A 12,613-nucleotide genomic window follows, 5' to 3' on the forward strand; every position below is an offset into this window, starting at 1 on the left:
AACGCGAATTGTCTCCCGCTATTCGACGGCAATGAGGCCCGTCGCGGCTTGCAGGTCGACGGAGACCAGGCGGCTGACGCCGCGTTCGATCATCGTTACCCCGAACAGGCGGTGCATGCGGCTCATGGTGACGGCGTTGTGCGTGACGACGAGGTAGCGGGTGTCGGTGTCGCGCGACATGCGGTCGAGCAGGTCGCAGAAGCGCTCGATATTGGCGTCGTCGAGCGGCGCGTCGACCTCGTCGAGGACGCAGATCGGCGCGGGATTGGTGAGGAATAGGCCGAAGATCAGCGCGACGGCGGTCAGGGCCTGTTCGCCGCCCGATAATAATGTGAGCGACTGGAGGCGTTTGCCGGGTGGTTGCGCCATGATCTCGAGTCCGGCTTCGAGCGGATCGTCGGAGTCCACTAGTTCGAGATGCGCAGCGCCGCCGTCGAAGAGGGTGGTGAAGAGGCGTTGGAAGTGACCGTTCACCGCCTCGAATGCGGCGAGCAGGCGTTGGCGGCCTTCGCGGTTGAGCGTGCCGATCGAGCCGCGGAGGCGATTCACCGCCTGGCCGAGTTCGTCGCGTTCGACTGCGTTGCCGCACGCGGCGTCTTCGAGTGCGGCGAGTTCGGTTTCGGCGACGAGGTTGACCGGGCCGATGCGTTCGCGGTCGGTGGTGAGGCGGTCGTGGGTGGCGGATTCCTCGGCTGGCGCGCGGACGTCGGCGACCGCGAAGCCGAGGCGTTCGGGCAGGACGGGGGCGGGGCATTGGAAGCGTTCGCCTGAGAGGCGGCCGAGATCGAGGCGACGCGCTTCGTGGCTTTCGACGCGGGCGATCGCGCCGGCGCGGGCTTCGCGGGCGACGGCGAGCGCTTCGGTGGCGGCGCGGTGGGCGTCGTCGGCGGTGCGGGCAGCGGCTTCCGCAGCGCGTTCTGCTGCGATGAGCGCGTCGGCTGCGGTGCGGGCTTCGTCGTGTTCGGCGTCCAGCGCAGCGATTTCTGCGTCGAGCGCGGCGGGGCGATCGGCGATGGCGGCGAGATCGACGCCGAGGGTCGTCTCGCGGGCGTCCATGGCGGCGATGCGCTTGGCGGCTTCGCCGGCGCGGGCGCGCCAGCTTCGGGTGTCGGCGTGCGCTGCGGCTAGGCGTTCGCGGTGGGTGGCGATGCCGCGGTCGAGCGTGGTGCGATCGGCGCGAGCCTGCGCAACGGCGGCGCGGCTGCGTTCGGCGTCGTATTGGAGCGCGGCGACCTGGCGCGCGTTGGCGGTGCCGTCGGGGACGGCGGCCATCGCGGCTTCGGCGCGGGTGCGGTCGGCGTGCGCGTCGGCGACATCGTGGGCGATCCGGTGCGCGCGGACGTCGAGATCGGTGCGCTGAGTGGCGAGGCGTTCGAGAGCGGCGGCGGCGCGGTCTTCCTGGCGGGTGGCGTCGCGCGCGGCGGTTTCGGCGCGTTGCAGGGCGGCGCGGGCGGTTTGCGACTGGTGCCGGGCCTCGGCGATCCGCGCGTCGATCGCGGCGCGGGTTTGTTCGGCCTCGTCCAGCGCGGCGGCTGCGGCGGGGCGTGCGGCCTGGAGCGCGGCGAGGCGGTTGCGGCGGACGAGGCGTTCGGCGGCGGCCGCGCCGGTGCCGGTTGCGGTGAAGCCGTCCCAGCGGCGGAGTCGGCCATCTCGGGTGACGATGCGCTGGCCGACGGCGAGGTGTTGCTGGCCATCGGTGCCGACGACGAAGACCTGCGCGAGCCGGCGGGCGAGGGCGGGGGGCGCGTCGACATGCTTTGCCAGCGGTTCGGCGTCGGCGGGCGGGGCGGGGTCTTCGTCTTGGGGTTCGGCGCCTGCCCATGCGTCTCGGTTGGTGTCGAGATCGTCGCCGAGTGCTGCGGCGAGTGCGCGTTCGTAGCCGGTGCTGGCTGCGACATGGTCGAGCAATTGGTCGCGGCCGCTGCGCTGTGTTGCCTTGGTGAGCGCCGTTACTTCGCTGTCGATCGCGGCGAGGTCTGCGCGGGCGCTGGCACGGGTGGTTTCGGCGGCGTCTCGCGCGCTGGTCGCGGTGGCTTCGTCGGTGTCTGCTTGAGTGATGGCCTGGCGAGCGGACTCTGCGGCGGCGGTCGCGTCGCGTCGGGCTTCGGCGGCGGTCTCGCGCTCTGCGGTTAGCGGGGCGGGGTCGCCGAGGGCGCGGAGGGCGGCGGCGATCTGCGTGGCGTCGCGATCGGCGCGATCGGCGCGGGTGCGGGCGGCAGCGAGGGCTGCGCTGGCGACGCGGACTTCGGCGGCGTCGCGGGCTTGCGTGGCGAGCGCCTGGGCGAGGGAGACTTCGGCGTCTCGGGCTTTGCGTTCGGTGTCGGCGAGTGCTGCGTCGAGGTCGGGGATCGCGGCGGTGGCGTCGGCGATCGCGGTGTCGAGCGTCTTCGCTTCGTCGGCGAGGCGGGCGAGCGCGGCGGCGGCGTCGCTGGCGAGCGATCCTTCGCGCGCGCGGTCGTCGGCGATCCGGGCGCGGGCGTCGGTGAGGTCGGCGATCCTGCGCTCGACGCTGGTTTTCTCGCTTTTCAGCGCGGCAAGGCGGTGGGCGAGGTCGCCGACGTGGTCGCGGGCGGCGAGAGCTGCGGCGCGTGCGGTCGAGACGGCTTCGACTGCCCGGTGCTGGTTTGCGGCGGCTCCGCGTTCGGCTTCGGTGGTCGCGCGGACGCGGGTTTCGGCGGCGGTGGCTTCGGCTTTGGCGGCATCGGTTGCGGTGGCGGCTTCGCGCCAGCGGGCGAAGAGCGTGCGCGCTTCGGCGACGCGGATCTGCGCGGAGATGAGGCGGTAGCGTTCGGCGGCGCGGGCCTGGCGTTTCAGCGTGGCGGCGCGCGCGTCCTGGTCGGAGATGATCTCGTCGAGCTTGGCGAGATTGGCTTCGGTGGCGCGGAGTTTCCCCTCGGCGTCTTTCCGCCGGACGTGGAGACCGGCGATCCCGGCGGCTTCCTCGAGCATCGCGCGGCGGTCGGCGGGTTTGGCGGCGATGACCGCGCCGATCTTGCCCTGGCTGACGAGCGCGGGGGAGTGCGCGCCGGTCGCGGCGTCGGCGAAGAGGAGGCCGACGTCCTTAGCGCGGACGTCGCGGCCGTCGATCCGGTAGGCGGAGCCGGCGCCGCGTTCGATCCGGCGGACGATCTCGCGTTCGTCGCCGGCTATTTCCGCGAGGATCGAGACTTCGGCGAAGTCGCGCGGCGGGCGGGTGGCGGTGCCGGCGAAGATGACGTCTTCCATGCCGGCGCCACGCAGCGATTTCGCGCTGGCCTCGCCCATCGTCCAGCGAAGCGCTTCGAGGAGGTTGGACTTGCCGCAGCCGTTCGGGCCGACGACGCCGGTGAGGCCGGGGTCGATGCGGAGATCGGCGGGGTCGACGAAGCTCTTGAAGCCAGTGATGCGGAGGCGCTTGATCTGCATTCTTGCGCCCCCCGACGGTTGTGATTTTATGCCGAACCGTAAAGCTTGTGTCCCTGCGAAGGCGGGACCTAGACTGGGCTCCCGCCTTCGCGGGAGAACAAGGGGGCGGGCGGCCCCTGGGCACGCTTACCGCCCTTGCCTCCACCCCGGCGAAGGCCGGGGCCCAATTGGAGAGGTCGCAGTAACGAAGCGCTGATCTCTGTTAGCAACGTCCCCCAATTGGGCCCCGGCCTTCGCCGGGGTGGTAGTTACTTGTGGAGCGGTTAGCTTACGCCCCCGCCGCCTTCAGCGCCTTTTCCATCTGGTCCCAGGTCACGACCTGATCGAGCTTCTTGTCGTTGATCAGGAACGTCGGCGTGCCTGTAACCGTCCCGGCCTGCATCGCGTTCTCGGTCGGCTTGGCCATCACTTCGAGCTGCTTCTGATCCGCAAGGCACGCGCGCGCCTTGGCTTCGGGGATACCGCGCTGCTTGACGAAATCGATCGCGCCCATCTGTTCGGCGAGCTTGGTCGCGACGACCGTCGGCGGCTGGTTGGCGAGTGCCTGCTGCTGCGCGGGCGTCATCGCCTGAAGCTTGTCGAGGAACGCGACCTGGTTGCCGTACATCTGCTCGAGGATCGGGAAGAACGGCGCGACGCCGCCGCACTGGCCGAGCAACGTCAGCGCGACGTCGGGCGCGCCGTGGACGAGGAAGTCGCGGAATTCGAAGCTCACTTTCCCGGTCGCGACGTACTTTTCGGTCAGCGGCTTGTACGCCTCGCGGGCGAACGCGCCGCAGGTCGGGCATGAGCGCGCGCCGTATTCGACGAGCTTGATCGGCGCGTTCGGGTTGCCCATCAGATAGCCCTCGGGAGTCTTCACGACCGTCTCGGTCCAGTTCTGGCCGGCGGGGGCTGCGGCGGCGGCTACCGGGGCGGCGGCAGGCGCGTCGACGTTGCCGGTCGAATCGTTCTTCGAGCAGGCGGCGAGCGCGAGCGGCAGGACGGCGAGCGTGGTCAGGAACTTCATGCTGTTACTCCAGTGGATCACGTAGATTAGCGAGCGCCGGCCTTGCGGAGCGCGGGTTCGAGCTGTTCCCAGCCAGCGTGGGGCACGATCTTGCCGTTCAAGTAGAAGGTCGGCGTCGAATCGATTTCCTTGGGCGCGTCGGCGGTCAGTTTGACGATGCGGTCGATCTCGGGCTGGTTGGCGAAGCAGGCATTGATCGCCGCGTCCGATACCCCGCGCGCCTTGGCCAGCGCGGTCAGGCCGGAGCCGTCTGCGTTCGCACGGACCTGCGCGGCGGTCGGGTACATGGCGAGCCGGGCGGCGTTGCCCTGTTGGTACTCGATCCCACGCTCCAGCCATTGCGGCTGTGCGGCGAAGATCGCCGACGAGGTGGCGGAAAAACCTTTTGGGCCGGCACAGCGCGCGAGGATCGCGGCCGAGAGATCGAGGCGGTCGCGGATGAAGTGGCGGAACTCGAGGCTGGTCGAGCCCGATGCGATCATCTGCCGCTTCAGCACGGGTTCGGACTTCACCGAGAAATCGGCACAGTGCGAGCAGGTGTAGCTGGCATACTCGACCAGCTTCACGCGGGCGGCGGGGTTGCCGATCAGGTAGGCGCCCGAGGGGAGGATGCGCGCGGTCTGCGACCAGTCGCGCTTGGGTGCGGCGCCGGTCAGCAGGAAGAGGGCGAAAACGGCAAGGAGGACGCGCATCAGGTGATCCTGGGAAGGCCGTGCGTCGAGGCGACGCCGGCGGCGAGGGATTCGAGGACGGCGCGCAGTTCCGGATCGGCGATGCCCTTTAGGCTGGCACCGAGATCAACGGGGACTGGGCGCAATGACGGGGGCGCCTTGCGCGGCACGGGGGCGGCGACCTCGCCTTGGCGGATCGCGACCTTCACGATGGCTGCATAGCCGAAGAAGCGGTTCACGCGCTCGATGATCTCGGGCGCGATATGCTGCATCATCGGCGCGTGGGCGCCGCGGACGGTGAGCGTGAGGACGCCGTCCTGCTTCTTGCCGACCGGGAAGCGGATCGATTCGGGGATGCTGGCGCCGGCCAGTTTCGCACCGACGATCTCGGGCCAGCGGCTGACGATCGACGACTGGACGAAGCCGAATCGACGGAACGCCGCGCCGCCGATCGCGGGCAACAGTTCGGACACCGCGCGCGAGCGGTTCTCACGCGGGGCGTCGGGATCGGTCCTGCCTTTCACGCGCTTCGTCGCCTTGGGTGTCGCGGGCGGTTTCGGCAGGGAACTCGGCGGCTTGCTCATCGCGTAACCCATGCCATAGGCGACGCGTGAACGCCAAGCGCTCTTCGGTCTCTGCGGCCCTGCTCGGATGGTATGACGCGCATCGCCGTGACCTGCCGTGGCGGGCGAAGCCGGGCGAGGCGGTCGATCCGTACCGGGTGTGGCTGTCCGAGGTGATGTTGCAGCAGACGACGGTGGCCGCGGTGACGCCGCGGTTCCTGGCGTGGACGGCGCGGTGGCCGGATTTCGCGAGTCTGGCGGCGGCGGACGATGCCGATGTGATGGCCGCGTGGGCGGGGCTGGGATATTATGCGCGGGCGCGCAATCTGGTGAAGGCGGCGAAGGCCGTGGTGGCCGAGCATGGCGGCGTGTTTCCGCGGACCGAGGCCGAGTTGCGCGCACTGCCGGGGCTGGGCGCTTATACCGCAGCGGCGGTGGCGGCGATCGCGTTCGGGGAGCGCACGGTGGTGGTTGATGCGAACGTCGAGCGGGTGGTTGCGCGGGTGTTCGCGATCGAGACGCCTTTGCCGGCTGCCCGGCCTGCGATTCGGGTCGCTGCAGATTCGATCACGCCGGACGCGCGCGCTGGCGATTTCGCGCAGGCGATGATGGATCTTGGCTCGGGGATATGCACGACGCGTGCGCCGAAGTGTTTGCTGTGTCCGATCCGTGAGTTTTGCGAAGGCTTCAAGCAGGGCGCGCCCGCGCGGTTGCCGGTGAAGGCGAAGAAGGCGGCGAAGCCTCAGCGGTACGGGACGATCTTCTGGCTAGAACGCGATGGGCAGGTGTTGCTGGTGCGGCGGCCGGACACCGGTTTGCTGGGCGGGATGCGGGCGTTCCCGACCGGGTCTTGGGGCGAGGCTGCCCCCGGTTTCGAGGACGCGCCGGCGCAGGCGGATTGGCGGATGCTGGACGAGACCGTCGCGCACGGATTCACGCATTTCGATCTGCAACTGACGCTTGCGGTGGCGACGGTCGAGGCGCATCAACCGCGCGTTCCAACGGCAAGCGAATGGTGGCCGATCGACGACCTGGATACCGCCGGGCTGCCGACCGTTTTCGCCAAGGCCGGTAAAACCATTCGGAACTGGGCCATACGGAACTGATCCATACGGAGATCTGCATGAAACTGGTGCACTGGATTTCGACGGGCGGTCTTGCCGCGCTGGCCGCTGCTACGGCCTATGCCCAGCAGGCTCAGCCTCGGCCGCAGCCTTCGCCACAGGCTCGACCGACGCCGCGTATGACTATCCCGGTCAAGGCGCTGCTGCCTGCGACCACCGCGCTGTTCGACAATTACGTCGCGCAGGACAAGATGCCGGGGATCGTCGGTGCGTTCGGCGTCGGCGACGGTCCGACCCTGTTCCCCTCGGCGGGCAAGATCAGCGACGAGCCGAACGCACCCGTAGCCGGCCCTGATTCGCTCTGGCGCGTGTATTCCATGACGAAGCCGATCACCGGCATGTCGGCGATGATGCTGATCGAGGACGGCAAGCTGAACCTCGACGATCCGGTCAGCAAATATATCCCGGCCTTCAAGGACATGAAGGTGGCGACCAGCCCCGACACGTCGCTCGCCACGCGGCCGGCGACCCGGCCAATCACGATCCGCAACCTGCTGACGCATACCGCGGGGCTCGGCTACACGATCGTCACGAAGGGGCCGCTGCTGAAGGAATATGAGCGGCTCGGGATCCTGCCGCTGTCGGTCAGCGCGGCGATGGAAGAGAAGATGCGGCCCGTTCGGCCGAAGTCCCTCGAGGAGTTCGCCAACCGCGTCGCGACGCTGCCGCTGATCGCCGATCCGGGCACGAAGTGGAGCTATTCGATCGGGCTCGACGTGATGGGCCGCGTGATCGAGGTGGCGAGCGGCATGAGCTTCGAACGGTTCGTGCAGACGCGGCTGTTCGATCCGCTGAAGATGCGGTCGAGCTTCTGGGAGGTGCCGCAGGGCGAGGTCGGGCGGCTCGCGACCAACTACGCGTTCGTCGGCGACACGCGGACGCCGCTCGATCCGGCGACGAACTCGGTATTCGCACAGAAACCGAGCTTCCCGTATGGCGGCGCGGGGCTAGTGATGTCGGCCCGCGATTACGATCGGTTCCTGCACATGATCCAGGACGGCGGCACGCTCGACGGCGTGCGGGTAATGAAACCCGAGACGATCGCGCTGGCGACGTCGAACCTGTTGCCGGCGGGCGTCGTGTTCGGCGGGGTCGGCGGCGGTACCGGGGGTACCAAGGGCAACAACATGGGCTTTGGCGCAGGCGGTTCGGTGGTTTTGTCGACGACGCCGAACGGGCCGGGCAAGGGTACCTATGCCTGGGGCGGCGCGGCGGGGACGATCGCCTGGGTCGATCCGCTGAAGCATTCGCGCGGCAACGTGATGGTCAATTACTTTCCGGCGGACCGGATCCCGCTGCGTGAGCAGGTGGTTGCCGCGCTGATGCAGGATGCGGCGAGGATGCGTCGATGAGCGGGATGGAGGCGCCTGGCTTTACGGGCGGGACGCTCGACCGGTCCGATGCGTTGCGGCACGATGCGGAGGGGCTGGCGGCGGCGCAGCGTGATTGGCGGGCGCGGTTGCTGGTCCTCGACGGGTTGTTGCCGGGGGTGACCGACGACGGGCACCTCGCCTGGACGTCGATGGTGGACATGCCAGAGGACGCCGCACCGATCCTGCTCGGGCTCGACGAGAGCGGGCGGCCGCATTTCGCGGCGCTGCTGGCCGGGATGCGGGTCGATACTGCGCCGGCGATGCGATCGCCTGCGCTGATGGCGGTACTGGCCGCGCTCGCGCCCGGTGAGGCGGCCACCTATGCTGGCGCACGGAGCGTCATCGACTGGCATGTACGGCATGGCTTCTGCGCGAAGTGTGGGTCGCCGACCGAGGTTTTTCGGGCTGGCTGGGCGCGGAAGTGTCCCAACTGCGGGGCCGAGCATTTCCCGCGGGTCGACCCGGTGGTGATCATGATCGCCGAGCATGACGGCCGTGCGCTGCTGGGGCGTGGCAAGGGGTGGCCGGCGGGGCGGTATTCCGCGCTGGCCGGTTTCGTGGAGCCAGCAGAGTCGATCGAGGAAGCGGTGGCGCGCGAGATCGTCGAGGAGTCGGGGGTTCGCGTCGGCAAGGTGCGCTATATCGCTAGCCAGCCTTGGCCGTTTCCGTCTTCGCTGATGGTCGCGTGCGTGGCGGAGGCGGAGGACGACGCGATCACGCTCGACGTGAACGAGCTTGAGGATGCGATGTGGGTGCCGCGCGAGATGGTACGCGCGGTGCTGCGCGGGGAGGAGGGCCCGTTCCTGCCGCCGCCGCCCTATGCGATTGCGTATACTTTGTTGAAGGAATGGGCGGGGGAATAGGGCGCCCAGAGAATAACGCACACTCCCCTCCCTGGAAGGGAGGGGTTGGGGGTGGGTAGGTCGGTTTTAGCCGCAACCGCCTGGATATGCGGAAGCCGACCCACCCCCGTCCCCTCCCTTTCAGGGAGGGGGGAAGAAGGCGCCTTACGCGGCGATCTTTAGTTCCTGCATGACGTCGGCGGTGATCGACAGGCTCCGCTTGCGCGCGTCGTGATCGTAGATCGCGCTCGTCACCATCACTTCGTCGACGCCGGTCCGTTCGACGAACGCGGCGATCCCGCGCGCGACCTTGGCCGGGCTGCCGACCGCGGAGCATTGCAGCACGTGGTCGAGGATCTGGTTGCCCTGCGCGCCGAGCGATTCGCGGTAGCCGGCGAGGGGCGGCTTCATTCGGCCGGGGTTGCCGGTGCGCAGCGCCACGAACGACTGTTGCTGCGAGCTGGCCAGCAGCTCGGCTTCGGCATCGGTCTCGGCGGCGAATACGTTGAAACCAGCCATAGCATGCGGCTTGGCGAGGCGCGCCGACGGGCGGAAATCGCGACGGTAGATCGCAAGTGCCGCGTCGAGCGCATCGGGTGCGAAATGCGAGGCGAAGGCGTAGGGCAGGCCGAGCGCGGCGGCGAGTTGCGCGCCGAACGTGCTGGAGCCGAGGATCCACATGTCGACGTCCGCGCCGGCACCGGGCGTCGCGACGATGCCGGTCTGGCCGTCGTTGGCGAAATAGCTCTGCAGCTCCATCACGTCCTGCGGGAAGGCGTTGGCGTCCGTCTCCAGCGTGCGGCGCATCGCGCGGGCGACGCGCTGGTCGGAGCCGGGCGCGCGGCCGAGACCCAGGTCGATGCGGCCGGGGAACAGCGCGTCGAGCGTGCCGAACTGCTCGGCGATCGTCAGCGGCGCGTGGTTGGGGAGCATGATGCCACCCGAGCCGACTCGGATGGTGGACGTCGCAGCCGCAACGTGCGCGATGACGACCGCGGTGGCGGCCGAGGCGATGCCGGTCATGCCGTGATGTTCGGCGACCCAGTAGCGCTGGAACCCGACGCTCTCGGCATGGCGCGCGAGATCGGCCGCGTTGGCGAGCGATTGGGAGACGGTGCCGCCTTCGATGACGGGGACCAGATCGAGCAGGGAATAACGTGTCATGCGTCAGAGATAGGTACCGAGCGGTAGCTTATCCAGTGCCGCCCGTCTGTCACGTCCGTCATCCTGACTTTCGTCAGGATGACGGATTGGGGGACGTGGGCGTCAGAAGCCCAGGCTGTAGCGCATCGCCATGCCGTAATAGTTGGGCAGGGCGGCGAAATTGCCGGGGTCGCGGCGCCAGAACAGGTTGGTGTCGAGGCCGCCGCCGAACGCGGGGAGGCCGTAGCGGAGTTCCACGTCGAGTTCGCGGCCCTGCGGCGCGAGGTTGAGGCGTTGCGTGGTCCAGTCGGTCACCGTGTTGCTGGCGTAATCGAAATAGGTAGGGAGGCCGAGATCGATACCGCCGCGGGCCACGCGCAAGGGCTGCGCGATGCGCAGGCCGATCGTGTCGTGGCCGAATACGCCGTCCTTGCCGACGTCCGCCGCAAAGGCGTTGGTGCGGACGAGACCGTCGCCGCTGAGACTGCCGCGGACGGCGGCGCGGGTCCAGCCCTGGCGCATCGACCCGCCGATGCTCCAGCCGGCGCCGGCATCGAAGCGCGCCTTTGCGTCGACGAACCATGTCGCTGCCCGCGTCGCGCCGAGCGCGGCGTCGAAGCGCGCGCCGAGGACGGTGTCGCGCTCGTCCATGCGGGTGGCGGCAACCATCGCCGATAGCGCACCGAAGCGGCGGTCGACGGTCAGCGAGGCGCGGTTGTAGCCCGAGCGTTGCCAGCGGTCGCGCAGGCGGAGGTCGCCGTCACGCTGCGTCAGGACGTCGCCATTCTCGATTCCGGCGGTGAAGCCGAACCCGCCGACACTCTGCCGCATCGCGCTGGACGCACGCGTGGTGCTGTCGAAGCCCAGGCCGCCGGTGTTGGCGATCAGGAAGGCGGGTTCGGACTGGCCGGAAAGCTGGGCGCTCAGCGCGCCCGAGCCTTGCGCGAAGCCGAACCCGAACGACAGCGTGCTGCCGAGCTTCTGCGTCACCATCCCGGCGATCGCGCGCGCGCTGGCCGCATCGGCGCTCGACAGCGACGTGCGGTCGAGCGCGACGTCGCCGTTGGCGCGCGGCGCGAGCGTCATCGATACGGTCATGCCGCCCTGGGCCAGTGCTACGGTGCGGAACCGCGACTGCAGCGCGCCACCGAGCGAGCGGTCCGGGCTGCGGCGGGCGATCGTCTTGGCGAGGTCGATCGCGAAGGCGCGGCTATAGCCGTCGAGAATCACCGCGCCGAGTTCGCCTTGGGCGGCATCGCCCATCGGGGCGGACAGCGTCGCGTTGCCGCTGATCGAGACGATGGCCTTCGAGCCCGCCACCGTGGTCGCGCCGAGTGGCTGGAAGGCGCGCGTGAGGTCGAGCACGCCATTGCCGTAAACCGAGTCCACGCCCGGCGCGCCGGCATCGCGGGCGCTCCTGAACAGGATGTCGACGATCTGCGCACCGGTGAGGTTGGGGAAGGCCTGAGCGAGCAACGCGACCGCCCCGGAGATCTGCGGTGCGGCGAACGAGGTGCCGGACCAGAGATAGGCTGTGTCGGTCGCGTCGGGTGCGCGGACGCTTTCGCCGACTGCGGTGAGGAAATGAGCTGCCCCGGTGCCGGCGCGGTCGCTGAACGTCGAGATCCCGTCGCTGGCCCCGACGGAGCCGGCGATGATGACCTGATTGCGGCCTTGCGCTTCGCCCGCGACGTTGGTGAAGGGGTCGGGGTTGATCGAGCCGTCATTGCCGGCCGCGATCACGACGACGAGGCCGGCGGCCGTGGCGCGGCCGACCGCGTCCTTCAGGCTTTGCGGCATCTCCGATCCGCCGAGCGAGATGTTGACGACCTTGGCGCCTGCGGTGCGGGCCGCGTCGAGCCCGCGGGTGATCGCGTCGGTCGGGAATTTGCAGCCCGATTCGTCATCGTCCTTGCTTTCGGTCGCGCAGGTGCCGGGACGGTCGGCGCGCAAAACGATCAACGTCGCGTCGAACGCCACGCCCTGCGATCCGGCACCGTTCCGCCTGCCGGCGAGCGCGAACGCGACGGCCGTGCCGTGGCCGCTTTCGTCGTCGACCGAGGCGTTGCCCGCGACATCCTGCGATCCGGACGAGATGCGGGTGCCGAACTCCTGGCTTTGCAGGTCTATGCCGCTGTCGATCACGCCGACGCCGATGCCCCTGCCGGTCGCGCCGACATTATACGCGGCGAGCGCGTTCATCGAGACGGCGCCGACGGTCGCGCGGTACTCTGTGGTGTCGTTGCCGGACGGCGTGGGGGTTGGCGCAGGCGTAGGGGCCGGCGTCGGTGTCGGAGTGGGGGTTGGGGTCGGCGCGGGTGTTGGCGTCGGCGTGGGAGTCGGGGCCGAGGGTGGAGCCGGCGTGGTGCCGATGCCGCCAGTGCCGCCCCCGCCGCATGCCGCGAGCAGGAACGCGGTACCAAATGTCGCCGACTGCAACAGACCAGACTCTAAGCGTCGCATGAATCCCACCCCTGTTGCCC

At 69.4% G+C, this 12,613-nt stretch carries 9 protein-coding genes; 3 read left to right on the forward strand and 6 right to left on the reverse strand.

Annotated features, from left to right (window positions below; genetic code table 11):
- Nucleotides 1-18: 18 nt before the first annotated feature.
- From U1707_RS06295 to U1707_RS06310, 4 genes are all read right to left on the reverse strand, one after another.
- On the reverse strand, nucleotides 19-3,405 hold the full coding sequence (locus U1707_RS06295) for a chromosome segregation SMC family protein (RefSeq protein ID WP_332799245.1): 3,387 nt from the start codon (nucleotides 3,403-3,405) through the stop codon (nucleotides 19-21).
- Between the two features lie 268 nt (nucleotides 3,406-3,673).
- Entirely contained in the window at nucleotides 3,674-4,414 is a 741-nt protein-coding gene (locus U1707_RS06300; RefSeq protein ID WP_332799246.1) for a thioredoxin domain-containing protein, read from the reverse strand.
- 26 nt (nucleotides 4,415-4,440) lie between these two features.
- Nucleotides 4,441-5,106 (reverse strand): thioredoxin domain-containing protein, encoded by a 666-nt coding sequence (locus tag U1707_RS06305; protein ID WP_332799247.1) that lies wholly within the window; start codon nucleotides 5,104-5,106, stop codon nucleotides 4,441-4,443.
- Nucleotides 5,106-5,669, reverse strand: coding sequence for a DUF721 domain-containing protein (locus tag U1707_RS06310; protein WP_332799248.1), 564 nt, complete (start codon nucleotides 5,667-5,669; stop codon nucleotides 5,106-5,108). The genes U1707_RS06305 and U1707_RS06310 overlap by 1 nt, the downstream gene beginning before the upstream one ends.
- A gap of 26 nt (nucleotides 5,670-5,695) precedes the next feature.
- Between U1707_RS06310 and mutY the strand changes: the two genes are divergently transcribed.
- Genes mutY through nudC form a run of 3 tightly spaced genes read left to right on the forward strand, consistent with a single transcriptional unit; the run spans nucleotide 5,696 to nucleotide 9,008 of the window.
- Entirely contained in the window at nucleotides 5,696-6,754 is a 1,059-nt protein-coding gene (gene mutY, locus U1707_RS06315; RefSeq protein WP_332799249.1) for an A/G-specific adenine glycosylase, read from the forward strand.
- 17 nt (nucleotides 6,755-6,771) lie between these two features.
- The gene (locus tag U1707_RS06320) at nucleotides 6,772-8,124 is read left to right on the forward strand and encodes a serine hydrolase domain-containing protein (RefSeq protein ID WP_332799250.1); all 1,353 of its coding nucleotides are present in this window, start codon (nucleotides 6,772-6,774) and stop codon (nucleotides 8,122-8,124) included.
- A gap of 5 nt (nucleotides 8,125-8,129) precedes the next feature.
- A complete protein-coding gene (gene nudC / locus U1707_RS06325; RefSeq protein ID WP_332799780.1) occupies nucleotides 8,130-9,008 on the forward strand; it encodes an NAD(+) diphosphatase in 879 nt (292 codons plus the stop codon).
- A gap of 144 nt (nucleotides 9,009-9,152) precedes the next feature.
- Here nudC and U1707_RS06330 read toward each other — a convergent pair whose 3' ends face one another.
- Together U1707_RS06330 and U1707_RS06335 are read right to left on the reverse strand one after the other, a co-directional pair.
- Nucleotides 9,153-10,151: an LLM class flavin-dependent oxidoreductase gene (locus U1707_RS06330; RefSeq protein WP_332799251.1), complete on the reverse strand. Its 999-nt coding sequence runs from the start codon at nucleotides 10,149-10,151 to the stop codon at nucleotides 9,153-9,155.
- A gap of 102 nt (nucleotides 10,152-10,253) precedes the next feature.
- Nucleotides 10,254-12,593 carry a S8 family peptidase gene (locus tag U1707_RS06335; protein WP_332799252.1) on the reverse strand — a complete coding sequence of 780 codons (2,340 nt, stop codon included), beginning with the start codon at nucleotides 12,591-12,593 and terminating at the stop codon, nucleotides 10,254-10,256.
- Nucleotides 12,594-12,613 lie beyond the last annotated feature (20 nt).

Source organism: Sphingomonas sandaracina, from assembly GCF_036663695.1.
In the GTDB taxonomy this organism is placed as follows: domain Bacteria; phylum Pseudomonadota; class Alphaproteobacteria; order Sphingomonadales; family Sphingomonadaceae; genus Sphingomonas.